The sequence below is a fragment of the Lacticaseibacillus baoqingensis genome (assembly GCF_003946165.1).
In the GTDB taxonomy this organism is placed as follows: domain Bacteria; phylum Bacillota; class Bacilli; order Lactobacillales; family Lactobacillaceae; genus Lacticaseibacillus; species Lacticaseibacillus baoqingensis.
In genome coordinates this window covers 17400-39410 of sequence record NZ_RHOI01000027.1, presented here as the reverse complement: position 1 = coordinate 39410, position 22011 = coordinate 17400, and the positions used below count along the sequence as shown (strand labels likewise).

Genomic DNA, 22011 nt, shown 5'->3' with positions numbered 1-22011 from the left:
GGGGTAGTATACGCTCAACTACCCAAAAATATTTCTAGAACCTCACCTCATTCACTTGACTGTTCACCACAAGACTCATCGCGCGGTGTGTATCACGCACCACGCCGCTTTTTACTTGCATCATTATCGTCGGGTTACGCCGCTTTCAGTCATCCGAAGCGACCGTTGAGATAATCGCTAGTCTCTTGTTTGCTCGGGTGCATGAATAACTTGCTGGTGTGTCCTGCTTCGATCAGCTTCCCGTTCAACATGAAGGCGGTGTAATCTGAAAGCCGTGACGCTTGTTGCATGTTGTGTGTGACGATGATGATCGTGTAGTCATCGCGCAGCCGCGCTAGGGTTTCTTCGATCTGGCCGCTTGAGATCGGATCCAAGGCACTCGTCGGCTCATCCAACAAAATCACCTTGGGCCGCGTTGCCAACACGCGCGAGATGCAGATACGTTGCTGCTGGCCGCCAGAAAAACTCAGGGCGCTTTTGTGGAGATCATCTTTAAGTTCATCCCAGATTGCCGCTTGCTTCAGGCTCGTTTCGACCCGTTCATCCAAGGTCGCACGATCTCGCACGCCGGCGCAGCGTAAACCGTAGACGACATTCTCATATACCGAAAATGGAAATGGGTTGGGTTGTTGAAACACCATGCCGACGGTTTTGCGTAAACTTACAACATCCGTCTTGGGCGCATAGATATCGTTCCCCTCTAATTTCAATGTCCCGGTAATCGTGACGCCAGGAATCAGGTCATTCATCCGATTCAAACAACGCAGATAAGTCGACTTGCCACAACCAGATGGTCCGATCAAAGCCGTGATCTTGTGTGCTTCGAAATTCAAGTCAATACCGTGCAAGGCTTCTAACTTACCATAATAAAGTCGCACACCTGCTGTTGATAATAATAGACTCATAACGATCCTCCCTATCCGAAAGACCCAGTGACGTAATCGTTTGTAATCGCGAGATGCGGTTGCGTGAACAGCCGGTCCGTCTGGTCGTATTCCATAACGTGACCGAGATGGAAGAACGCGCAGTACTGACTGATCCGCGTTGCCTGCTGCATATTGTGAGTCACGATGATGATGGTGAACTGTTTGGCCAGCTCGACCAACGTTTCTTCGATCTTGCTCGTCGACAGTGGATCTAATGCACTAGCAGGTTCATCTAATAACAAGATCTCAGGTTGCATTGCAATAGCGCGAGCTATACACAAACGCTGCTGTTGACCACCAGATAATGCCATCGCACTATCGTCCAGGACATCTTTGACTTCATCCCACAAAGCCGCGCCTTTAAGCGATGATTCCACCGATGCCGCCAAATGTTGTTTATCCTTGATTCCGTGGGCCTTCAGCGCAAACTCGATGTTGGCGCGGATCGACTTGGCAAAAGGATTCGGTCGCTGAAACACCATTCCCAGCTGGGAGCGCACCGCATACACATTCGCCGCTGCACTATTCAGATCAACGCCTTGATACATTATCTTACCCGTCACCTTAGCCAACTTGTCATTCATGCGGTTCAATGAACGTAAAAATGTCGACTTGCCAGAACCAGAAGCCCCTATCAACGCGGTGATGGTATGTGGGGCGAACTTGAGGTTAGCATCAAACAACGCCTGATGCACCCCGCCGTAATACACCGCCAGATTTTCAGTAGTCAACGCCGCATCACCTGTTGGTTCGACTAAGTACGATTCATCCAATGCATAACTCATCGCTTTCCTCCCGTCAAATGCTGATACAACCGATCTCCGATACCACGGGCGGCAAGGTTGAAGGCCAACACCACGATGATTAAGACTGCTGACGCCCCACTAGAGATGGCACTGGCATCTGGTACGGTCGCTTCGGTATTGACTTTCCAGATGTGCACCGCCAAAGTCTCCGCAGGCCGCATCGGATTTAAGAAACTATTTGCAGAAAAAGGATTCCAATCGGTATAACTCACAATCGGCGCACTTTGACCTGCTGTATAAATCAACGCCGCCGCTTCGCCAAATACCCGCCCAGCACTTAAAATCACCCCGGTCAAGATCCCAGGGAGCGCTTCTAATAGGGGGGTAAATACAAGTAACAAGAAATCCGACGGTAGGCATAAAGCGCCTGTGGCACGGCCTTACCGTATAGGTAAAACGCCGAATTGCTGTTAGGACGCTTGGAAAGGAGCTAACATGCTCAAAGACTTAAACCTAATTGGCGGCATGACCAACAAAGATTGGCTTGATCAAGTCCACGACGAAATGCGCGATAACAATATTACTCAAGGTCAGCTCGCAGACATGGCTAATTACAGCCGGTCACACCTGAATCAACTGCTGGGTCGCAAGAAGCCGCTCAACGATAAAGCCCGATTAGAACTGACGTTGGCGTTGCGTGCGTTGACCGGTCAGAATAATCTGGACGTCTGTATCGACTATCTCAGCGTCACCTTCAAGACGCACGACTACGAAGAGTTGATTAACGAACTGTTCCAAATCAGCCCGATCCATTTCAATCTCCACGACGGCGCTCACTACGGCTATTCAGCAACCTTAACATGCGGTGAGATCAAGATGATGTTATCACCTTACCAAGATGTGGATGCCGAAGATTACAACCCGAAAGACGACAGTGGCACAATGATTGAGCTGAAAGGTCAAGGTTGTCGCTACGTCGAATCGTATCTGCAATCGCAACATCGAACTTGGTACGATTTTCTCGAAACTTGTCTCAAACTGGATTGCCACTTTACCCGACTTGATTTAGCCATCAACGACCGCAACGGATTACTAGATGTGCCAACACTAATTGAGAAGTGCGACCATGATGAATTCAGCTCACGCTTTCGCGGGTTCAGGGACAACCGCACCAAACAGTGGCACGCCTCTGGGCGCACCTTGTACCTTGGTTCGCCACAAAGCGAAGTCAATTTCTGTATCTACGACAAGGCATTTGAGCAACATCAGAAACACCCAGAAATCGCCATTGAAGATCAACCGATCCGTACTCGCTTTGAAGTGCGGCTACGCCGCGAACGTGCCGCCACAGCGGTTGAACATCTATTGGCGACGCGCGATCCCGAACAAGTCGTGTTCGGCATCATCAATCAGTATCTGCGTTTCTTGACGCCAAGTCATAAACCCAGAAGTGAGTGGGTGTTAGATCCTCGTTGGGCGGCGTTCATCGGTAACAATCGGGATAAGCTGCGACTTTCCACTAATCCAGAACCGTTAAACTATGACCATATTACGCGGTGGTTGAGAAAGCAAGTCGCACCCTCACTCAAGATGTTGCAGTTGATTGACCAGTACAATAACACAAACGAACTCAAAGCCATCATCGACAGTGGTAAGTTGACGCAACGCCACTGGGACGTGATCCACCATTTTCAGCACCAACGCAACGGTGTTATGACCGATTCAAAGCAACGTGAGAAATCAAAAAAGAGCGACTACGCCGACCAAAGCAAGTAGTCACCCTTCACAGATAAAATATGGGTTCTATCTGGTTTGATTATCTCACTCCCACCAAACTTTAGGAAGTGATTTGATTGAATATTAACGTACCAGAACAGCCAGTCTTCCTGACGATGACTAGAGCTGACCTTATCAAGCTGGGGTACAGTCAATCGCAAGCAAGCCGTATCATCAAAATGGCAAAAGAGTTGTTGCTCAAACGTGGCCTTGGATGGTACGGTAAGAAAGGCGTAGACCGTGTTCCAGTGGAAGCAGTAGACGCAGTATTAGGCTTGAAACTAAGCCAACTTGAGGGTGCACCAAGTGGCCTTTCCGCAGTTAAGGAGGAACTATCTTGACTACGAAAGACCATATTACCAAACAGGCGGACGGCACTTTTAGCTTCCGCGTAAGCTTAGGAACTGACAAACGAACTGGCAAACGAATTCAAAAACGTGCCAGCGGCTTCAAAACGAAAACGGAGGCGAAAAAAGCAAGAGTTGCAATGTTGGCGGCGGGGATCGCCGATGATGAGGACATCAAGCAGACTAAGTTTGTCGACTTTATGGAAGACGTGTTCAAGCCTTGGTACAAAACCCAAGTAAAGCCACGCACCTACCGTCAGCGGCTAGTCTTGATGAACAGTGAGTATCTGACTAGGTTCAACGACATCGTCATTGACCAAATTCGGCCGATTGATGTGCAACATTGGCAAGTCAGCGTACTCAAAGACTGTAAGCAATCCTATGCGCGTACCATCAACATTATGTTAGGCCAAGTGCTTGAACGTGCTAAGGCGCTTGGTATCATCAACGAGAATCCAGTACGGGTCGTTGGCCTCATCAAAAAGAAGAAAGCGAAGATCAATTTCTGGACGCAAGCCGACTTCCAAAAGGTACTCGCCAAGACGAACACCAACACGTACACTGGCCGCTTTGATTACACGATGTTGTGGTTCATGTTCATGTCTGGCTTGCGTAGCGGTGAAGCACGGGCGTTAAAGTGGACAGACGTTGATCTTGAAGCTAAGACGGTGAACATCAATAAGACCATGGACTATCACAACCGCAACTGGTTTGAAACTCCAGCGCCAAAGACTGCCGCCAGTCGCCGTACCGTGGCGCTTGATGATGATACCATTGCGTGCTTAGATGCGTGGCAGGTCGCACAAGCGGCGATGGTGACGTCCGAGTGGGTATTCTCACGTGATGGGATTCCGTGCTCTGACGGGCAATTTTTGGATATTGTGGACGCGTACAGTACACTCGCCAAAGTTCAGCGGATTACCGTGCATGGCCTCCGCCACTCGCATGTGTCGCTGTTGATCAGTCTCGGTGAAAACCCGCTCCAGATTAAAGAACGTCTGGGACATGAGGACATCGAAACGACGCTCGGCACTTACGGTCATCTTTACCCCAACAGTAACTTTGAAGTCGCAAAAAAGCTCAACGGGATATTCTCCAAGGAGGTGCCCGATGAGCCAAAATAATTTGAAAAGGGTCAAAACTGTGCCACAGTAAAATCGGTGGTGCTAGAAACCTTGATACCACGGGACGGGCGCGAGATGTGCCATTGTTCCCGGGAAATATTCCGACGGGTTGCTGATGGTCAATAAATTTGCTAGGCTTTAACCAAGGTCAATACGAATCTGCCGCCGGGCAGGCACCGTACCCTATCTCCAAAGGCTTTTAGGAGATAGGGTGCGGTGTATTTTTTTAAGGAGATCAATGATCATGGCATGGATTTATTTGACGATTGCAGGGGTTTTTGAGGTTGTTTGGGCCACTTTTATGAAAATGAGTGCTGGCTTTCATCAACCAGTTTATACGGTGCTGACGGTTATGGGGATGATCATCAGTTTCGGGTGCTTAGCCATGGCGACTCACCGCCTGCCAATGAGTATGGCTTATCCGATCTGGACAGGAATCGGTGCCGTCGGAAGCGTCATCGTCGGAGTGAGCTTTTTTGGGGATCGTCTCAGTCCGCTGACTTGGGGATTTGTCGCATTGCTGTTGATCAGTATCATTGGCATCAAGCTGACCAGCCATTAATCCACAAGTTGGCAACATTTCGGGCGTTTGTCTGATGTGTTAGGTATACTAAAGATATACAGTAGGGGGGAGTCAAATGCTAAAAGCACACATTGGGATGTTCGTCGGGTTAGCCTTAGTCGCTGTCGGGCTGAGCGGGTGTCAGCCAGCACCGCACCAGACAGCGACTCAGTCTGCTAGTACCAGTGTGCCCACTGCACCAAGGCAATTCTTGGCGGGGGTGAAAAAGCGTGGTTTAGCGGCAACACAAATCACCACGATCGCCGACCTTGAGTTGCCCAAGGAGGCAACCAGCGGTGTCAGTTTTATTGGTGCCAGTGACGTTAAGTTCGAATTGATCGCGTTCAAAACTCAAGCAGCAGCGAATCAGGCGCGCAGTGACGCGGTGTCTCAAGGTAAGCGCGCCTATTCTGATCGGCGGTTGGTGTTAAGTGCTTCGACGGGCTTGGGGAAGGGTTGGTTTGAAAAATATCGGGATGCGATTTTTAAGCAATAGTTAGCAAAAGTGACGCTAAATGAGAACGGGAAGCCTGGATATAACGAAAAAAACTAATGATTTGTTCATCATATGCTGATGCTTGTAAGCAAAGCTAACACGATTTCTGGACAGCAGACTTAAAACCCGGTAAACTTTAGCATGGTTTTTAAATTTTCGGAAAGTGGTGTCGTTTATGAAACGAAAGTGGCTCTGGTCCACCGTCTTTGCCGGCCTGTTGGTCGCTATGGGGCTCATGTTGCCGCAACAGCAAGTGCAAGCCGCAGAAAAGACCTATACCATCGGGACTGATGTGACGTTTGCACCATTTGAGTTCGCAGATAAGAATAATAAGTATGTCGGGATCGATATCGATCTCATGAATGCGATCGCTAAAACTGAAGGCTTTAAAGTTGATATCAAGCCTTTAGGGTTTAACGCCGCGGTACAGGCGCTAGAAGCAGGTCAGATCGACGGTGTGATTGCCGGGATGAGTATCACCAAGGAGCGCCAAGAGAAGTTTTCCATGAGTGATCCTTATTACAAATCCGGGGTCGTCATGGCTGTGGCCAAAGGCTCAAAGGTACAGTCGCTCAAAGATTTGCGCGGCAAAAAAGTCGCGGTGAAAACCGGGACTGCCAGTGCCGATTATGCCAATTCAGTAAAGGCCAAGTATGGGTTTAGTACCGTGACTTTCGATGATTCGAATAACGTTTACGACAACGTTAAAACCGGCAATGCTGAGGCTTGTTTTGAAGACAAGCCCGTGATGCAATATGCGATCGCGACCAGCTACAAAAATGACCTGGAGCTGGCTAAAAACTTCAAAATGGCGATGGCCAATAATTACGGGATCGCGGTCAAGCAGTCTGAAGCTAATTCTTTGACGCCGAAGATCAATGCTGGGATCAAGAAACTTAAAGCCAATGGTCAATACGATAAGATCGTACGCAAGTATTTAGGCAATGGTTCCGAAGCATCACAAGCTAAAAAAACGGCTGCCATGCAAGAAACGGATCGCAGTTTTGTTGGGCTTTTAAAGTCTAACTGGGGCACGTTGATGTCTGGGTTGGGCGAGACCTTGTGGCTGACAGTGGTCGGGATCGTTTGTGCGACTGTGGTTGGGATCTTGATCGGTTTGATGGGAGTCGTCCCTAACAAGTTCTTACAAGGACTATCAACCACGTTCATTTATATTTTCCGGGGTCTACCAATGATGGTTTTGGCCTTATTCATTTACTCCGGGGTACCAAGCTTGATCGATCAAAAAGTCCCGGCCTTCATTGCTGGGGTAATCACGTTGACCCTGAATGAAGGGGCCTATACCGCCGCTTTCGTCAAAGGCGGGATCTCCGCAGTTGACGGCGGCCAAATGGAAGCGGCACGGTCTTTGGGACTGCCATGGGGCAAAGCGATGCGCCGGGTCATCTTACCCCAAGGCGTGAAGATCATGATCCCAAGTTTTGTTAACCAGTTCATCATCACCTTGAAGGATACGTCGATCCTTAGTGTCCTCGGGTTGCTTGAATTAACGCAAACTGGGAAGATCATCATTGCGCGGAACATGGAAGGGTTCAAGATCTGGGCAATGGTGGCGTTGATCTACTTGATCATCATCACATTGTTAACATGGCTGTCTAATTGGGTCCAAAAGAAGGTGAGCGCACAATGACCACACGTGTTGAAATGAAAGATGTCCGTAAGGCTTTTGGCGACAATGAAGTCATCAAAGGCGTTGATCTACAAGTTCAAGATAATGAAGTCGTGGTCTTGATCGGGCCTTCTGGTGCTGGTAAGAGTACGGTTTTACGCATGATGAATGGGTTGGAAACGACCACTAGCGGGGAGATCTATGTTGACGGCAAAGATATTTCGCATGCCGGCAAGAATATCGACGAGATCCGCGAGAATATCGGGATGGTGTTTCAGCACTTCAACTTGTTCCCGAATATGTCTGTGTTAGGCAACGTCACACTGGCGCCGATCGAACTAGGCAAGAAGTCCAAGGAAGAAGCGGAAAAAGAAGCGAAGACTTTCTTGGAAGTCGTCGGGTTGACGGATAAAGCCAATGCGATGCCGGCTTCCTTATCTGGGGGCCAAAAACAGCGTGTCGCGATTGCGCGGGCGCTGGCGATGCATCCAGATATCATGTTGTTTGATGAACCCACTAGTGCGCTAGATCCAGAAATGGTCGGCGATGTGCTAGGCGTCATGCGGCGTTTGGCTCAACAAGGGATGACCATGGTGATCGTGACCCACGAAATGGGCTTTGCTAAGGAAGTTGCCGATCGCGTGGTGTTCTTTGGCGATGGGAAGATCTTGGAGCAAGGGACGCCGACGCAGATCTTTGATCACCCACAGCATCCGCGTTTACAAACGTTTTTGAAGCAAGTCTTAGAAGCGTAATCGCGCACCTTTGCCGGTGGGCCAGCACCCGTTTTCAGCGGGGCGGCCCACCGGTTTTTTTGTCTCCAGAGACATTCGCTAAATAAGACAGATATTACCAAATAATAAGACAGAACTAGGCAATCGGCCCCGACTCAACCGCGCTGCATCGGGCACGATGGGGTTGCGACCGTTATAACAGATGGCCGGATTATTCCGGTTGTGCTAAAATATAAATGGGTACGCAACCGGTTTCATTTATGCATACTGATGTGCATCGACCCGTCAGCGTGGTATCTTTGTAAGTAATCACGATTCCAAGCTTGACCGCATAGGAGGCAGCTCATGATCCATCCGCTTTGGCACGCATATCCAGTGATCTACCGGCAACTGCAGCAGGTCCAGACGCTACTAGCAGACCGCACGCATTGTCGCGTGCCGGCTGTTGATGCGCGTATTCAAGCGCAGGTGCATGCTGGCGGTAAGATGTTGCGCGCCGGATCACTACTGCTGTTTGCGCGTTTTGGCCAAGCGGATGCTCATGAAGAGCGGCAGTTGATCCATGCGGCGGCAGCGATCGAAACCTTGCATTTGGCGACTTTAGTGCATGATGATGTCTTAGACCAAGCGGCAACGCGCCGCGGTGAAGCCACTGTGGCTGACGCTGTGGGCAACCGTGCCGCGATATACGCTGGCGATTTTTTGTTTTCCGTCTACTTTGAGTTATTGGCTGAAGTGGCGCCAGATGTTGGCAATGTCAGCGTTAACGCGCAAGCCATGCGGCGGATCTTCTTAGGTGAACTGGACCAAAATGGCCCAGTGCCTGGGGCGATGACCTTGCATCGTTATTTACGCCAGATCGGTGGTAAAACCGCAGCGCTGTTTAAGCTGGCGTGTTATCAAGGCGCGTTATTAGGTGAGTGTCTGCCGCGGCAGCAGCATGCTGCCGCAAGTTTCGGCTACTACTTAGGCATGGGCTTCCAGATGCAAGACGACGTGTTAGACGTTGCCGGGAATCCTCAGAAGATGCGCAAACCAGCGTTTGAAGATCTCCACAATGGGATCGTCAACCTGCCGCATTTATGTGCTTTGGCAGTCGATGACGGGACACTGAAGCAGTATTTAGCCGCTGGGGATCTCACGCATGCGGCGCAAGTGATCAAAGAAACTGGCGTAGCGCCGGCGCAAGCGTTGGCGAATCGTTACATTGATAAAGCATTGACCAGTTTACAACAGCTTCCGGATACCCCGACGCGGCTAGCGTTAGAAACACTGACCCGCCGACAAGCCGGACGCAAGGACTAATGAAGGAGCGTAATTATGACAGAACATACTTTTCAACAATTAGTTTTTCACTTTCGCAATGGTGACGAATGGACGGTCGCTCATGATGAATTAGCGGATATTTGGATCAGTCGGGTCACGACCAGTTATGGTCGGATCAATGGTGGGCAGATCCAAGAGATCCATCCTTGCAAGAGTTTCCGCGTCGAAGTCTTGCCACAAGCCGATCATGTTAAGTCCAGCGATATCAACACCGGTTCGCTGGAGTTGGGGATGTTTGGCCGGGCGACGAAGTATCAAGATATCGAACGGATGGACTTGGTGTTTGATGCCGATCGGACTAACCAGATCTATTTTCCTTTTACCGCTAAAGATCCCAGCGGATTGGATAATGCTTATCAAACGAGTCAAGTCGATCCGATCAGCGGTCATCTGTTCATCGTGATCGATCCGGATCACACCGTCAAAGACATTTATACGCAACTACAGTAGCCGCCAGCCCCAAGGCAAGGGAGGGATTCGATGACGATCACGATCACAAAAGCCGCCGGCGAATGGTTCCGGCGCGAACTCGAATTACCGGCTAAAGCCGGCGTCAGGTTCTTCGGTAAGGTCTATGGCCAAACCAACGTGCACGATGGGTTTTCTGTCGGGATCGCCCGTGATGATTCGCTTAGCGATCCAATCGTTGAAACCGCATTGGACGGGATCACCTACTATGTCGATGCCAATGATGCCTGGTTTTTCGATGGCTTAGATCTGGCAATCGATTACGATGCGCACCGTGATGAACCCACCTATACGTTTATCCCTGAGGCAGGCAGTTCAGAAAAGCCGCGTTCTGACGCCACCAGTGGCGCCTCAGAACACTAACCAAGGCTTAGAGATTGGCGATTTTAGCTCATTACACAGGCGAATCAGAAGTCAAATCCGTCACCGTCGATCGTTGACCAACACGGTGAGGATAGGGATCCAGCCACAACGAATCATCAAAACCCAAAGAGGCCTTTGTCTTGCGATCATCTCGCAGGCAAAGGCCCCCTTTGGGTTAAGCTGGTTAATATGCAGTACACAATGCTGCTAAGGCCTGGATAAAAGCCGGATCAGTATTTAGTGGGCGCAAGCGCAATAAGGTCTCGCCGCCAGCGGCTTTAAAAGCGGCGGTATTTTCGATCCCGATCTCATACAGGGTCTCTAAGCAATCTGCGACAAAACTTGGGGTGACTATCGCAACGCGGCGCTTGCCAGCAGCGGCTAAAGCCCTAAGGTTGTCTTTGGTGGCAGGGGTGAGCCATTTGGCAGGCCCAAATTTAGATTGGAAGCTGATACTGTGCGGTACCGTTAAGGCCAAACGGGCACAGACAGCTGCGGTAGTGGCGACGCATTGGGCGTAATAGGGGTCGCCTTGGTCCTGATAGCTTTGCGGGATCCCGTGATAAGAAAATAAGACGTGATCATATGCTTGGCCAGCCAGCTGGTGCGTGATATTGGCACTTAAGGCATCCAGATACGCTGGCGTGTCCCACCATGCGCTATACAAGTGCAATGTGGGGCTGTTATGCTGGCGGCTATAATAGCGATGTACGGCATCATGGATCGAGGCCGTCGTTGTGGTTGAGTACTGCGGATACAAAGGAATCACAGTGAGCGTATTGACGCCTGCAGAAGCCATTTCGTCAAGTGCAGTGGTGATCGTTGGGGCGCTATAGCTCATGGCATAGCGCACGCGCATGTTTGGCAGCAGCGCTTGGAGTTGGGCAGTTTGCGCCTGGGTGATGGTCAAAAGCGGCGATCCTTGCTTCGTCCATACTTGCTGGTACATTTTAGCTGAATGAGGGCCGCGAAACGGTAAAATACAGCCCTTTAAAAGCGGCTGCCAAAGCCATGGAGGCATTTGGATCACCCGCCGGTCACTTAAAAATGCGTTGAGAAATTGCCGCACCGCCTGAGTGGTCGGCGCTTTTGGCGTGCCAAGATTAACGAGTAAGACGCCGCGCATGCCAGCCCCTCCTTTTTTACAGTAAGATCTTGACCAAAGACGTCAATGTCGTTTTAGCCGGAGTTGGCGGCAGTAGGCTGATATCAAATAATGCCTGGTCGCGGTACTCATCGGCCATGTTCAAGGTTTGCCCGACACCGGTTTCGATGATCGTCATCGCTGTTTCACCTAAAGCGGCTAAATCACCGCTGCCAGCCGTTGCGATGCGATCGGCAAAGGCCGGTCCGACTGCAGCCAACGTCAAGACAGTCGGCAAGGTGAATTGACCATCTTGCAGCATCGCCAATGGGCCCATAGCATCTGCAGCGTTGTTGATCCCCATTAAGTCAAAGCATTCTGCACGCAGACGATACGCCAAGCCGATCGTTTGGCCGATCGTTTCTGCTGAATCAATGAGTACAGCAGGTGCGCCAGTTGCTTGGGCACCGAAATGACAGGCAAAGGCAAACATCAAGGCGTCTTGATCCTGACTGCGGCGCAAGTACTCGGTGATGTCGGTGGTCGGCTGATGAATGGCTTGTGCTGCGGCGAGTTGGTGAGCGGTGATGTCTTGAATGGCGTCCAGCTTGCCTTGCAGCTGCTCATCATCGGTGGAACACTTGCGTAATTCCACATCGATCAAATCAGAGAGATATTCAACGAAAAAGTCGTGTTGCATGGCGTCCGGTCCAAATTCTGGGCGCTGCATCAAGTGGTTGCGAATGGCAAATAACTGCAAAGCCGCCGCCCCTGCTTGTAAATCGCCAGCCGCCACTGCGGCCGAGCCAAAATCACTAAAAAGAAAATACCATGCCGCTGGCAAAAACCGCGGTGCGATCAGCTGTTGGCGAATCGTCGGCAGTAAGTCGCTAGCGTGCAGTTCCAGCAATTGATTCAGGTAATCTGCAAGCGCAGTGAGTTTCAAGTTGAGCCAAGGGTATTGGGCAAATGGACTATTCATTGACGTTAACCCTCCGGTGCAAACTGGTTGATCGCGACTTCCAGCTGTTCGGCGATGGGAAAGAAAACCGCACCGAAAAATTCTGGCAACACGACAGTTTTTTTTGCCTTCAAGGCCTCATCGGCTTTTTGCCAAGCATCGGTGCGCATCATCGGTGCCAATTGCTTGCGCATGCTGCGCAGGTGCTTGCTTAACTTGGCATTGCGCCCGCCGTAGGCTTGGATGTAGAAATAAACGATTTCATAAAACGTATTGTCCAAGCACCAAAAGAAGACGTTGCGCAATTCTGGGCGCATCATCATTTCTTGAAAACTGATCCCTTGTTGCGGCTGTTCCCGAACAAAGTCCGCACTAGCCAGTAAGATCGCGTTGACTTGCGCGAGGTCGGCGGTGTAATCCGCATAATGGGCTTGTTCACTTGGCGGTAAGGCGAAGCCGACTTGCGCTTTTAATTGGTCATCAGAAAGCTTTTGCAGCGCTTGCAACTGTTTAGCCGCAGCCGTTTCCTTTTGCTTAGTGAGCTGCTTGGCCAGTTGATAAAGCAGTTTTTGATTCGTGGTCAACAACTCGACGACTCGCGGCCACAAGCGGTCTTTAAACGCGTGGTTAAAGTCGGTAAACAAGGTGTTGGCTGTTAAGTCGAGAATGATCTTGCGGTTGTCTGCTTCTTTGACATGCGACTCAAATTGCAACACTAAGGGCAAGCCGTCTTGCGTGTTGGTCGTGACTTCTGCTTGTTCGCGTTGGGTGTGTTCCCATTGTTTCACTTCATCCAGATCAAACAGCCCTAGCGGCATCAAGGTGATCGCCGAATGCGTCGCCAAGATCTGCAAGGCAAAGGGAGTGTCTGGAGACTGGGTTTTGACAAAAGCTTCTAAGGTTTCGCGCAGCTTTTTGTGATTGGCCAACATGTCTTCCGGATCCGCATAAAATGCGGCACTTTGCACCGGCGCATTCGCATAACTTTGGTGTTGCAACTTAGGATCAAACATCAGCATCATCCTTTTCAAATTGTTGGCGCAAAGCCGTCAAAGCTTCGGTACCAGCAGGCGTCAAGTTTGCTTGGCTCAAGGCTAAAGTGGCCAAGCCAACGCTTGGGATCGGGGTGATCTGTACGTCTTTGATCAACTCGCCGTCTAGCGCAGTTTGCACAGTCGTATACAGCATCGAGTTGTGGTTGACTTGGCGATCTGTGGTGAAATAATGACGCTCAATGTCTTTGAGCAGCTGATATGTCGATTCTTCTAGACTCCAATTTTGCGGCATAACCAACGCCTCCTTGTGTAGTCAAAATGGCCTATTCTTATTGTAGGCTAATCATGATACCGCAAACATTAGGCAAAGCCCCTATCTGTTCTTGAAGGGGGCTTTGTTATCATGGAGCTAATTGGATCGGAGGCGCGATGATGGAACAAAAAGGGACTAAAACGCAATTATTAGGGATCGAATTAAATTTTGTTTCACTGGTCTTTAGTGCGATCGCCAAGGTGTTGAACAAATTTGCCTTAGGTGGGCTCAGCCCGGTATTTGGCGCTTTGATGACGAGTATTTTTGCGGCGGGGTTCACATTGATCTTGATCGGGATCCAAGACCATGAGCTGTCGGTGATCCGGCATCCGGCAGTGTTGTGGCTGGGGTTGACCAACGGGATCGGCGTGATCTTACAATATCTGGCCTTGTCGCTGATCAGTCCGGTGACCGTGACGCTGATCGCGCAAGTCTACTTGATCTACGTGTTTATCTTGGCGTATTTTTGTTTGCATGAAAAGCTGGGACACTTAGATTACTTAGCGATCGCTTGCTGTTTGACGGGGGCATTTTTAGTCGGCAACTATCAGCTGAAGCTGGATCTGTCCAGCGCCTTGGGGGTCTTGGCTGCGTTTGTTTATCCTTTGATGTTTGCCGCGAATAACTTATTGGCCAAATACTTGGTTGACCAAAAAAAGCAACGCCCCAACGGCGTTTTGTTATATAACCATGGGGTGAGTGCGGCGTTGATGCTGCTCGCGGCGTTCATCATTCCCAAGAGCTTTGCGGGGATCACCTTGCAGGCGCTGACGTTTAATTTTGGCGGCGCGTTTTTTAATGGGTTCTTGGCGTTGTTGCTATTTTTCATCAGTTTGAAATACATCACGGCTGGGCGGGCCAATATCGTCCGTGCAAGCGGTCCGTTGTTCGTGATCGCTTTGTCGTATGTCTTTTTCCCGGTGCCGCTTACGCCGCAACTGCTGATCGGCGCATTGTTATTGATCGTGGCGACGAGTATCGTGACAACGACACAAGCAGTTAAATAGGGGTACCCGAACGAAGCTGAGACACAAGGCGGTTGTGTTGCTGGTGTTGCTTGGTAGAACGCGCCTAGACGATGATGTCCTGGCACGTTTTTTTGTGGCCGTTGACAAATTCGCTCAACCTGTTACAATACTAAATACAAGTTACTTTTAAAATAACAGGAGGCAACACAGATGACAACATATGCATTAACTGGCACTACCGGCCATTTTGGCCGTATCGCGGTCCAGCAATTGGTCCAACAAGTGGGGGCGCAGCACGTCGTTGCATTGGCTCGCAATGTGGCCAAAGCGCAGGCACTTGTTCCGGCAGGGGTCACGGTACGCGCCGGAGATTATGACGATGTGGCGCAGTTGACAGCTGGTTTGCAAGGGGTCGATCGGCTGTTGTTTGTGTCATCGCAGCCTGGTGGTGCCGTGTCTCGTCAGCAACAACACCAAAATGTGATCGCAGCCGCCAAAGCGGCAGGGGTTGGCTATCTTGCTTACACCAGCTTTCCTCATGCGGATACGGCAACGGCAGCGTTGGCTGCTGATCATCAAGCCACTGAAGCGGCGATCAAGGATTCAGGCATCAAGCATTCCTTCTTACGCAATAACTGGTACTTAGAAAATGAAGCGGCGACATTACAAGCTGCTACCAGCGGTCAACCGTTCGTCTATGCTGCAGGGGATGGCCAAGTGGGCTGGGCGTTGGAAAGCGAATATGCCCAAGCTGCAGTGAACGTTTTGACGACGGCTGCGCCTAAGGCAGTTTATGAATTTGCCGGTCCCATGCGGACGTATCGTGATTTAGCAGCAGCAATTACAGGAGACTTCGACGTCCAAGCGCTGACAATTTCAGACTACCAACAAAGCTTAGCAGACGCTGGAATGCCGGCAGACATCGCTGCTGTGGTGGCTGCGATTCAAGCACTGATCCGTGACGGCCAGCTGCAAGAAACCACTACGGATCTGCCAGATGTTTTGGGCCATGAGCTGACACCATTAGCTGCTGCTGTGCAAAAGGTGCTTGGCGTCTGATCTGGGCTTGTATTATGATTGGCTTAATCAGTGACTAAGGAGTTATTATGAAATATTCACACAAACTCAGCGATGCGGTCCATATTTTAGCCTATGTCGCGATTGCACCTACCGATGATTTGTCCAGTACGATGATTGCTGCCAGCATCGAATCCAATCCTAGTCTGGTGAGGCGCTTGATGGCCAAGTTAGTCAAAGCAGGGTTGTTGCAAAGCCAGCCAGGTACGGTTGCCCCTGCCTTGGGGAAAGCCCCAGCTGCCATTTCGTTATTAGCCGTTTATCGCGCCGTTGAAGATAAGCAGTCCTTGTTGCATGTCGATGAGCAAACCAATCCGCAATGTATCATTGGCGGCAATATTCAAGCGACGTTAAATGGGTTCTATGACGACGTCCAACAAGCTGCTGAAGCCAAAATGGCGCAGGTCAGTTTGGCAGATATCACCGCGGATATTTTGACTCGAGAAGCCGCCAAAACAAAATGATAGTGACAAAATAAATCGCCTTACAGACGCCTAACGGCATCTGTAAGGCGATTTTTTGCTTAAACCCGGGCTTGCTGCGCCTTGGGTCATCGTCGAGCTGCGCAAGCTAACAGGGTGGCGGATAAGTCATCGCGCCACGCCATGGCTGAAGCGATAACGCGTCGCGCTGCCTTATCCACACCCTTAAACCCGGCTTGCAGCGCTTGGGGTCAGAAGTCGATGAGGTGGTGTTGGAGGGCGAAGTGGACGAGTTCTCTTCTTGAGGTCATGTTGAGTTTTTTCATCAGGCTTGTTTTATGTGCCTCGACGGTTTTGCGGGTGACGAAGAGTTTATCGGCGATTTCTTGATTGGAAAAGCCCAGCCCGACAAGCGGCAAGATCTCGCGTTCACGGCGGGAAAGGTGCACGGCGTCTAAGTCGGCATAGCGTTTGTCGGCTTGTTGTTTGGCCAATGATTGCAAGTCGCTGCTGGTCATGGTGATGTTGTTGTCGATATAAACGTGATTGGCCACGATATGATTCAGCGCTTTGGTCAGTTCGGTTTCGTCCGAGGATTTCAAGACGTAAGCCAAAGCCCCGTTGGCCAAGGCTTGGGTAATGAATTCAGCTTCTTCATGCATCGACATGACCATGGTTTTGACATCTGGGTAATAGTCATGGATCCGCTTCAAGGTGATCAGGCCGCTTTCACCAGGAGGCATCGAGATATCGATGATCGCGACATCGATGTCGCGATTTTCGACGGCGGCGTAGGCCGCGTTACCATCGGCGGCTTCAGCGGTGACCGTGAAGCCAGGTAAGGCATTGATCGTGGTGGCGAGTCCTTGACGTAAAAGTTTGAAATCATCGGCGATCAAGACGCGGTTCATGGCGTCACCTCCTTTTTAGTGGGCGCAGCATATGGAAATGCGGCACGGATCGTGGTGCCTTCACCAGGGGTGGTGTCGATGTCAAAAAAGCCGTTCAAGGCCCGCACTCGTGCCCGCATATTCAATAATCCCAGTGATTTGCCGTTGTAGCCGCCTTGGGTATAAGGGGTAAAACCGGCGCCATCATCCATGATCTCCAAGGTGATCCGGTCGTCATGCCGCACCAGCATCACCACGATCGAAGTGGCATGGGCATGCTTTAAGGCATTCGTCAGTGCTTCTTGGGCGATCCGGTACAACGTGATCTGGATATCACTGGATAAACCGGTGAGGTCGCTGGAGCGGTCGACCAACACTAACTCCGCAGTCGTCGTCGGTTTTAGCCGCTTGATCAGCGCTTGCAGCGCTGCGCCTAAGCCGAATTGATCCAAAACCGCCGGGTGCAATGTCCCGGCCATGCCCTTGATCTGGGTGAGGGTTTCTTCCAGTTGGGCTTGCACGTTGTCCAGGCGCGGGTCTGGATTATCCGCTTCGATTCGGCGCAGCGTCATCAACGCCGCAGACACCGATTGCGCCACAGCATCATGTAAGTCTGCAGCGAGTTGGCGGCGCTCATCTTCTTGGGTACGATTGATCTTGAGTAACACATCGTGATCAGCGCTCAAGTAATGCAACCGACGCTCTAATGACCCTGTGTTGATGATCACGGCATAAGTTTGCTGGGCGTAATCGATCGCATAATACGCCAGCTGCATCCCCAGATCTGCCAGCTTTGGGGTCAGCTCTAATGCGACTGGGACCGCGGCAAAGGTGGCGCGTTGGCGCAGTTGACAGTAGTGACAGCCCGTGGGGTCATGCGAATCAGCAGCGGCGTCTAAAGCGACGATTTCGGCGACGTCAGCGGCGTCAAAATGATGGGCTGCAAACAGTTGAGCCGCCGCGTGATTTTGCAACTGGACGCGCTTGTTGCTGATGATCAGCATTGCTTGAGGCGCATTTTGGATCATTTGTTCTAACCAAGCGCTGCTTACGGCCATGCTGGCCACCTCCTAACCGTTAGTATTGAGGCAAGGTATCGTGATAATCAGGATCGAGAAAGGTCTTGTAGTGATCATAATCGCGCTGGATCAACATGATGCGCCGATCCAACTTTGCCACGTTGTCATCGCGTTCGAGCGTCCGCAGGTCATCAGCTTCTTGGGCCATTTCATTTTCGAGTAAGGTACGTTGGATCGTGAGGTCGTTTAAGGCGATCCTAAGTAACTTTTGAAAGTCACCCGTCGCCATTTGCGCTTGTGTCTGCATGGGGCAATTCCTCCGGATAATTAACGTTAAGCAGTGGGGTCGAGACGTTTAATGGCGGACAACCGGCGATTTCCAGCAGTTCCTGCCAGTGCCAATTTTTAGCCAGCACTTGCATTTCTAGGGTCGTGAAGGCGACATCTAAGCGGCAGCAGGTGTAATGCGTCCCATTGGGGGTCACTAAGTAACCAAAGCGTCCGACCAATGGGGCCAATGCGGATAAACTCAACCCGCGATAGTCGCAAGCGACGATCAAAACATCGGCATGCGCCCGGGGAAGGGTGGCAAAATACGCCCACAGTCCGCTGATCGGGCCTTTATCCAACACGGGTTCGCGGTCAACGATCACCGTTGCCGCTAAGCCGGCGACGCTGTCTTGGATCGCCTCGCGGTTGGCGGGATTGCAAGAGACATACACTTGTTGGCAGATCGCTTTGAGCAAAAATACCGCGTGTGCGACGTTGGAAAGTGCTTGGGAATCAAAATGGGCCAATGCTTTATCTGAGCCGAAGCGCCTTGAGCGGCCGCCGGCTAATACCAATCCATCCATCACACACCTCCTTGCTGTGCATACCAAGCTGCTAACCATGAAGCGGCCCGCGCCGATTGCCACGTCAACACCTGCGGGTCATTGGTCGCACCAAGTGTGGCAAAAGCGGCAATGTTAGCTGTTTTTGCCCAATCTGTTGGGGTTTCGCCAGGCAACAAGAGGACCAGTTTGGGATAAGCCAATGCCTTGGCGCCTTCGATCAGCAAAAGATCCGTGGCACAGGTGTTCACGATCGCTTTCACCCGCTCGGCTAGCGAAGTCGTTGCGTGCGAGTAAGCCAGTGTTTGGGTGGGCGTTAAGAGCCAAGTCGGCACCTGAGCGGCAAACCGTCCCGAGTCAGTCGCGGCACTGATTGGTTCGTGGGTATGTTTGAGTGTCGAAACACTGAGCGCTAACGCATTTGCAGCTTGGATCAAGTCGTTAACAACGGTGGTTTTACCGCTTTTTTTATGTCCGATCACCTGTAAGGCAGCAACCATGTTGTCAACACCTCCCCAGCTTTTGTCGGTGTGGTCCCGCGGGGGATCTCAAACAAGCAGGTGGCTTCATGTAAGTTGTTGAGATTGTCTGAGGCATCGCTGCCAGTGCGCGAGATGACCAGCCCGTCAGCAGAGACTTGGTAGGTGCCGCGTAAGATCCGATCATACATATTGGTTTTGGTGTAAGTGTGATCCAGGCGGCCGGTGGTTTTGATCAGCCGACTAGCAGCACCTTGCAATTGCCGCAGCGTTGGCTCAACGAACAGGTAAAAACCGGTGAAGCATGCCCCGGGATTACCGGATAAGCCAAAACATAAGGTGTTTTCGTGCATATAGGCGGTGGTGACAGAACCCGGGCGCATTTCCAGTTTATTGAACAATAGCGTATCTGCGTGCTTGGCATAATCGGCGATAATGTCAAAATCACCTACCGATACGCCGCCATCAGTGATCAAAATGTCGCATGCAGGCAAGAGTTCCGCGACTGCCGCTTGCAGCGCTTGGGGATCATCAGCCACCGTTTTGACCCCAATCAAGTCGACGCCAGATTCAACGCACAAGCCTTGGATCAGCGGACCGTTGCTATCGTAGATCTTGCCATTGGCAAGCGGTTGATCAGGACGCAATAGCTCACTGCCAGTGGTGATGATACCAACTTTAGGCAAGGCTGCGACCGTAACAGTTTGAATATTGAAGCTGGCTAAAAGGCTCAAGCCGCCAGGATTAATGGTCGCGCCTTGCGGAAACAATTCAGCACCAGCAGCAAAAAAGCTGCCAACCGGGGTGATATTATCATTTTTTTGCCGCTCGGAAATCGTGACCGTTTTGGCTTGGGGAGCTTGCGTGGTCGTTTCTAACATCACGACCACATCAGCGCCTTCTGGGACAAAACCGCCGGTCATGATCCGCACCGCTTGACCAAGTTGCAGTCGATGAGGGAAATCTGCCCCAGCCGGGATCTCACCGACCAGCTGTAACGTTGCCGGCAGGTGGGTGAGGTCTTGGTGATTCACGGCGTACCCGTCATAACCGGCGCGGCGGAAAGTGGGCAAGGCGTAAGGCGCCGTCACTGGTTCAGCCAAGACGCGGCCCAGCGCTTGGGTAACTGGGATCTTTTCGGTGTGCCGCGGCATTTTGGCTGTTTGTGCGGCTAGTCGCGTTTGGGCGGTCGCGATCGCCAAGGCATTGCGATGATCAACTGGGGTGTACATTTTTCGTCAACTCCTTTAAGAGATGGTCTAAGTCCGGCAAAATGATCTGCTCGAGGGCGGTTTGGCAGGCATTAGGCGAACCAGGCAGCAAATAAACCAAGTGTGCGTGTGCGCTGACACCAGCTTCAGCCCGTGAGGCCAAGGCCTTTAACCCGACTTCTGCCAAGGATAACTGCCGGAAATACTCGCCAAAGCCAGGAATGGTCTTGGCCATTTTCGGCATCAAAGCTTCAATGGTGACATCACGCAAGGCAATTCCGGTGCCGCCGGTAACTAAGATCGCATCCAGAGGCTGCGCGTCACAGTTGGCAAATGCTGCTTGGATCTGGTTGGTGTCGTCTTTGACAATATGGCGCACGGTGATGTTGTGACCTGCTTTAGCCAAGGTAGTGATTAAATACTCACCGCCGCTGTCAGTGAGCAACGTGCGGGTATCACTGACGGTGATCACACCAAATTTAGCCATGAGCTGCCTCCTGATGATATGGACAAGTCGGACGTACCGGGACGGTCAATTTACTGAAGTCTAAACGCCAAGCATCGATCGTCACCAATTCGCCGGTCACCATTGCCGCCGGGTTGCTGAGCCACTTCAATGCCATACCGGCTTCAAGCGAGCCGGTGGTGGCGACGATCGCGGGATTGGTACCGATGTTTTTGGCTAAGCCTAACGCGGCCACTGGTTGTGGAGGGAAGGCACAAGCCAAGCAAGGCCCATTTGCGTCGATCGCCATCAACTGGCCGCTATTGGCGGCGCAAGTGGCAAATAAATGGGCGCGGCCACTGGCTTGACAGTCGGCGTTGAGCTGATATTTGACTGGGAAATTATCTGTGCAGTCGATCACCAAAGCAGTGGGGTCGCTGGCTAAAATGCTGGCGTCATAGCGCTGCTCTTTTAACGTCAAGGCGACGTTGTGGTTAGCTGCATGCAGATAACGGGCATAGGCTTGTAACTTGGATCGGCCGACGTCTGCTTCTGTGTAGCCGTTTTGGCGGTGTAAATTTGATAGCGCCACCACATCGAAATCCACCAGCGTCAAACGGCCGATCCCAGCTTTGGCCAAGATACTGGCGACGTAGCTGCCGAGGCCGCCAACACCGATAATGATCGCGCCAGCTGCGGCTAAATTAGCTTGGCCGGCGGGGCCGATCTGTGACACTTTCAGTTGCCGATCATAACGCTGTTCCACGTGTAACACTTCCTTATCGTCGCCAGGTGAGTGGTGACGTTTTCTCTATC

Annotated in this window: 27 protein-coding genes and 1 pseudogene; 13 read left to right on the top strand and 15 right to left on the bottom strand. The window is 51.2% G+C overall.

Translation table 11 applies throughout. From position 1 onward, the window contains the following. Window positions 1–149: 149 nt before the first annotated feature. The 3 genes and pseudogenes from pstB (EKM91_RS10595) to EKM91_RS10585 all read right to left on the bottom strand — a co-directional run. Window positions 150–905, bottom strand: coding sequence for a phosphate ABC transporter ATP-binding protein PstB (gene pstB / locus EKM91_RS10595; protein WP_125753893.1), 756 nt, complete (start codon window positions 903–905; stop codon window positions 150–152). Window positions 906–916: 11 nt separating this feature from the next. Beyond that, window positions 917–1711: a phosphate ABC transporter ATP-binding protein PstB gene (pstB, locus tag EKM91_RS10590; RefSeq protein ID WP_125753891.1), complete on the bottom strand. Its 795-nt coding sequence runs from the start codon at window positions 1709–1711 to the stop codon at window positions 917–919. Beyond that, window positions 1708–2043: pseudogene (locus EKM91_RS10585) on the bottom strand (ABC transporter permease family protein); the annotation flags it as partial. The gene pstB (EKM91_RS10590) and the pseudogene EKM91_RS10585, both read right to left, overlap by 4 nt. A gap of 124 nt (window positions 2044–2167) precedes the next feature. Here EKM91_RS10585 and EKM91_RS10580 point away from each other — a divergent pair. The 10 genes from EKM91_RS10580 to EKM91_RS10535 all read left to right on the top strand — a co-directional run bounded on the left by EKM91_RS10580 (window position 2168) and on the right by EKM91_RS10535 (window position 10498). Beyond that, complete coding sequence (locus EKM91_RS10580) at window positions 2168–3448, top strand: replication initiation factor domain-containing protein (protein ID WP_125753887.1); 1281 nt, start codon at window positions 2168–2170, stop codon at window positions 3446–3448. 77 nt (window positions 3449–3525) lie between these two features. Next, the gene (locus EKM91_RS10575) at window positions 3526–3789 is read left to right on the top strand and encodes a DUF3173 family protein (protein WP_225419500.1); all 264 of its coding nucleotides are present in this window, start codon (window positions 3526–3528) and stop codon (window positions 3787–3789) included. Then, window positions 3786–4919 carry a site-specific integrase gene (locus tag EKM91_RS10570; RefSeq protein WP_125753885.1) on the top strand — a complete coding sequence of 378 codons (1134 nt, stop codon included), beginning with the start codon at window positions 3786–3788 and terminating at the stop codon, window positions 4917–4919. The genes EKM91_RS10575 and EKM91_RS10570 overlap by 4 nt, the downstream gene beginning before the upstream one ends. A gap of 244 nt (window positions 4920–5163) precedes the next feature. Beyond that, complete coding sequence (locus EKM91_RS10565) at window positions 5164–5481, top strand: DMT family transporter (protein ID WP_125753883.1); 318 nt, start codon at window positions 5164–5166, stop codon at window positions 5479–5481. 76 nt (window positions 5482–5557) lie between these two features. Then, complete coding sequence (locus EKM91_RS10560; RefSeq protein WP_125753881.1) at window positions 5558–5977, top strand: hypothetical protein; 420 nt, start codon at window positions 5558–5560, stop codon at window positions 5975–5977. 226 nt (window positions 5978–6203) lie between these two features. After that, on the top strand, window positions 6204–7628 hold the full coding sequence (locus tag EKM91_RS10555) for an ABC transporter substrate-binding protein/permease (protein WP_379896796.1): 1425 nt from the start codon (window positions 6204–6206) through the stop codon (window positions 7626–7628). Then, on the top strand, window positions 7625–8362 hold the full coding sequence (locus EKM91_RS10550) for an amino acid ABC transporter ATP-binding protein (RefSeq protein WP_125753877.1): 738 nt from the start codon (window positions 7625–7627) through the stop codon (window positions 8360–8362). Before EKM91_RS10555 ends, EKM91_RS10550 begins: the two co-directional genes overlap by 4 nt. Window positions 8363–8686: 324 nt before the next feature. Beyond that, window positions 8687–9646: a polyprenyl synthetase family protein gene (locus EKM91_RS10545; protein ID WP_125753875.1), complete on the top strand. Its 960-nt coding sequence runs from the start codon at window positions 8687–8689 to the stop codon at window positions 9644–9646. Between the two features lie 15 nt (window positions 9647–9661). Continuing rightward, on the top strand, window positions 9662–10117 hold the full coding sequence (locus EKM91_RS10540) for a hypothetical protein (protein WP_125753873.1): 456 nt from the start codon (window positions 9662–9664) through the stop codon (window positions 10115–10117). Between the two features lie 30 nt (window positions 10118–10147). Beyond that, the gene (locus EKM91_RS10535; protein WP_125753871.1) at window positions 10148–10498 is read left to right on the top strand and encodes a HesB/YadR/YfhF family protein; all 351 of its coding nucleotides are present in this window, start codon (window positions 10148–10150) and stop codon (window positions 10496–10498) included. Between the two features lie 184 nt (window positions 10499–10682). On the opposite strand, the gene hemH is transcribed toward EKM91_RS10535, so the two are convergent. From hemH to EKM91_RS10515, 4 genes are read right to left on the bottom strand one after another with little or no spacing between them, the layout of a single operon-like run. Then, a complete protein-coding gene (gene hemH, locus EKM91_RS10530; RefSeq protein WP_125753869.1) occupies window positions 10683–11624 on the bottom strand; it encodes a ferrochelatase in 942 nt (313 codons plus the stop codon). Between the two features lie 16 nt (window positions 11625–11640). Next, window positions 11641–12564, bottom strand: coding sequence for a polyprenyl synthetase family protein (locus tag EKM91_RS10525; RefSeq protein WP_125753867.1), 924 nt, complete (start codon window positions 12562–12564; stop codon window positions 11641–11643). A gap of 5 nt (window positions 12565–12569) precedes the next feature. Beyond that, on the bottom strand, window positions 12570–13556 hold the full coding sequence (locus EKM91_RS10520) for a hypothetical protein (protein WP_125753865.1): 987 nt from the start codon (window positions 13554–13556) through the stop codon (window positions 12570–12572). Next, on the bottom strand, window positions 13549–13830 hold the full coding sequence (locus EKM91_RS10515) for a hypothetical protein (RefSeq protein WP_125753864.1): 282 nt from the start codon (window positions 13828–13830) through the stop codon (window positions 13549–13551). Before EKM91_RS10515 ends, EKM91_RS10520 begins: the two co-directional genes overlap by 8 nt. Window positions 13831–13967: 137 nt before the next feature. Here EKM91_RS10515 and EKM91_RS10510 point away from each other — a divergent pair, with 137 nt between their 5' ends. The 3 genes from EKM91_RS10510 (at window position 13968) to EKM91_RS10500 (ending at window position 16360) form a co-directional block, all read left to right on the top strand. After that, window positions 13968–14858, top strand: coding sequence for a DMT family transporter (locus EKM91_RS10510; RefSeq protein ID WP_125753861.1), 891 nt, complete (start codon window positions 13968–13970; stop codon window positions 14856–14858). Between the two features lie 171 nt (window positions 14859–15029). Then, window positions 15030–15878 (top strand): NAD(P)H-binding protein, encoded by an 849-nt coding sequence (locus EKM91_RS10505; protein ID WP_125753858.1) that lies wholly within the window; start codon window positions 15030–15032, stop codon window positions 15876–15878. Window positions 15879–15925: 47 nt separating this feature from the next. Further along, a complete protein-coding gene (locus EKM91_RS10500; protein ID WP_125753856.1) occupies window positions 15926–16360 on the top strand; it encodes an Rrf2 family transcriptional regulator in 435 nt (144 codons plus the stop codon). Window positions 16361–16569: 209 nt separating this feature from the next. Here the strand turns inward: EKM91_RS10500 and EKM91_RS10495 are convergent, their stop codons facing one another. Genes EKM91_RS10495 through EKM91_RS10460 form a run of 8 tightly spaced genes read right to left on the bottom strand, consistent with a single transcriptional unit; the run spans window position 16570 to window position 21961 of the window. Beyond that, entirely contained in the window at window positions 16570–17229 is a 660-nt protein-coding gene (locus EKM91_RS10495; protein ID WP_125753853.1) for a response regulator, read from the bottom strand. Further along, the gene (locus EKM91_RS10490) at window positions 17226–18266 is read right to left on the bottom strand and encodes a sensor histidine kinase (RefSeq protein WP_125753851.1); all 1041 of its coding nucleotides are present in this window, start codon (window positions 18264–18266) and stop codon (window positions 17226–17228) included. The genes EKM91_RS10495 and EKM91_RS10490 overlap by 4 nt, the downstream gene beginning before the upstream one ends. Before the next feature lie 19 nt (window positions 18267–18285). Then, entirely contained in the window at window positions 18286–18534 is a 249-nt protein-coding gene (locus EKM91_RS10485) for a hypothetical protein (protein WP_125753848.1), read from the bottom strand. Then, window positions 18503–19081 (bottom strand): molybdenum cofactor guanylyltransferase, encoded by a 579-nt coding sequence (locus tag EKM91_RS10480; protein WP_164508544.1) that lies wholly within the window; start codon window positions 19079–19081, stop codon window positions 18503–18505. The genes EKM91_RS10485 and EKM91_RS10480 overlap by 32 nt, the downstream gene beginning before the upstream one ends. Further along, the gene (locus tag EKM91_RS10475) at window positions 19081–19560 is read right to left on the bottom strand and encodes a molybdopterin-guanine dinucleotide biosynthesis protein B (protein ID WP_125753843.1); all 480 of its coding nucleotides are present in this window, start codon (window positions 19558–19560) and stop codon (window positions 19081–19083) included. The genes EKM91_RS10480 and EKM91_RS10475 overlap by 1 nt, the downstream gene beginning before the upstream one ends. Then, window positions 19539–20771 carry a molybdopterin molybdotransferase MoeA gene (locus tag EKM91_RS10470; RefSeq protein ID WP_125753841.1) on the bottom strand — a complete coding sequence of 411 codons (1233 nt, stop codon included), beginning with the start codon at window positions 20769–20771 and terminating at the stop codon, window positions 19539–19541. Before EKM91_RS10470 ends, EKM91_RS10475 begins: the two co-directional genes overlap by 22 nt. Next, window positions 20755–21237, bottom strand: coding sequence for a MogA/MoaB family molybdenum cofactor biosynthesis protein (locus EKM91_RS10465; protein WP_125753838.1), 483 nt, complete (start codon window positions 21235–21237; stop codon window positions 20755–20757). Before EKM91_RS10465 ends, EKM91_RS10470 begins: the two co-directional genes overlap by 17 nt. Beyond that, window positions 21230–21961 carry a HesA/MoeB/ThiF family protein gene (locus EKM91_RS10460; RefSeq protein WP_164508543.1) on the bottom strand — a complete coding sequence of 244 codons (732 nt, stop codon included), beginning with the start codon at window positions 21959–21961 and terminating at the stop codon, window positions 21230–21232. Before EKM91_RS10460 ends, EKM91_RS10465 begins: the two co-directional genes overlap by 8 nt. Window positions 21962–22011 lie beyond the last annotated feature (50 nt).

Bases quoted from the DNA above. Each gene is read 5' to 3' on its own strand.
- pstB (WP_125753893.1), bottom strand. From the start codon at position 905: ATGAGTCTATTATTATCAACAGCAGGTGTGCGACTTTATTATGGTAAG.
- pstB (WP_125753891.1), bottom strand. From the start codon at position 1,711: ATGAGTTATGCATTGGATGAATCGTACTTAGTCGAACCAACAGGTGAT.
- EKM91_RS10580 (WP_125753887.1), top strand. From the start codon at position 2,168: ATGCTCAAAGACTTAAACCTAATTGGCGGCATGACCAACAAAGATTGG.
- EKM91_RS10565 (WP_125753883.1), top strand. From the start codon at position 5,164: ATGGCATGGATTTATTTGACGATTGCAGGGGTTTTTGAGGTTGTTTGG.
- EKM91_RS10560 (WP_125753881.1), top strand. From the start codon at position 5,558: ATGCTAAAAGCACACATTGGGATGTTCGTCGGGTTAGCCTTAGTCGCT.
- EKM91_RS10555 (WP_379896796.1), top strand. From the start codon at position 6,204: ATGGGGCTCATGTTGCCGCAACAGCAAGTGCAAGCCGCAGAAAAGACC.
- EKM91_RS10550 (WP_125753877.1), top strand. From the start codon at position 7,625: ATGACCACACGTGTTGAAATGAAAGATGTCCGTAAGGCTTTTGGCGAC.
- EKM91_RS10545 (WP_125753875.1), top strand. From the start codon at position 8,687: ATGATCCATCCGCTTTGGCACGCATATCCAGTGATCTACCGGCAACTG.
- EKM91_RS10540 (WP_125753873.1), top strand. From the start codon at position 9,662: ATGACAGAACATACTTTTCAACAATTAGTTTTTCACTTTCGCAATGGT.
- EKM91_RS10535 (WP_125753871.1), top strand. From the start codon at position 10,148: ATGACGATCACGATCACAAAAGCCGCCGGCGAATGGTTCCGGCGCGAA.
- hemH (WP_125753869.1), bottom strand. From the start codon at position 11,624: ATGCGCGGCGTCTTACTCGTTAATCTTGGCACGCCAAAAGCGCCGACC.
- EKM91_RS10525 (WP_125753867.1), bottom strand. From the start codon at position 12,564: ATGAATAGTCCATTTGCCCAATACCCTTGGCTCAACTTGAAACTCACT.
- EKM91_RS10520 (WP_125753865.1), bottom strand. From the start codon at position 13,556: ATGTTTGATCCTAAGTTGCAACACCAAAGTTATGCGAATGCGCCGGTG.
- EKM91_RS10515 (WP_125753864.1), bottom strand. From the start codon at position 13,830: ATGCCGCAAAATTGGAGTCTAGAAGAATCGACATATCAGCTGCTCAAA.
- EKM91_RS10510 (WP_125753861.1), top strand. From the start codon at position 13,968: ATGATGGAACAAAAAGGGACTAAAACGCAATTATTAGGGATCGAATTA.
- EKM91_RS10505 (WP_125753858.1), top strand. From the start codon at position 15,030: ATGACAACATATGCATTAACTGGCACTACCGGCCATTTTGGCCGTATC.
- EKM91_RS10500 (WP_125753856.1), top strand. From the start codon at position 15,926: ATGAAATATTCACACAAACTCAGCGATGCGGTCCATATTTTAGCCTAT.
- EKM91_RS10495 (WP_125753853.1), bottom strand. From the start codon at position 17,229: ATGAACCGCGTCTTGATCGCCGATGATTTCAAACTTTTACGTCAAGGA.
- EKM91_RS10490 (WP_125753851.1), bottom strand. From the start codon at position 18,266: ATGGCCGTAAGCAGCGCTTGGTTAGAACAAATGATCCAAAATGCGCCT.
- EKM91_RS10485 (WP_125753848.1), bottom strand. From the start codon at position 18,534: ATGCAGACACAAGCGCAAATGGCGACGGGTGACTTTCAAAAGTTACTT.
- EKM91_RS10480 (WP_164508544.1), bottom strand. From the start codon at position 19,081: ATGGATGGATTGGTATTAGCCGGCGGCCGCTCAAGGCGCTTCGGCTCA.
- EKM91_RS10475 (WP_125753843.1), bottom strand. From the start codon at position 19,560: ATGGTTGCTGCCTTACAGGTGATCGGACATAAAAAAAGCGGTAAAACC.
- EKM91_RS10470 (WP_125753841.1), bottom strand. From the start codon at position 20,771: ATGTACACCCCAGTTGATCATCGCAATGCCTTGGCGATCGCGACCGCC.
- EKM91_RS10465 (WP_125753838.1), bottom strand. From the start codon at position 21,237: ATGGCTAAATTTGGTGTGATCACCGTCAGTGATACCCGCACGTTGCTC.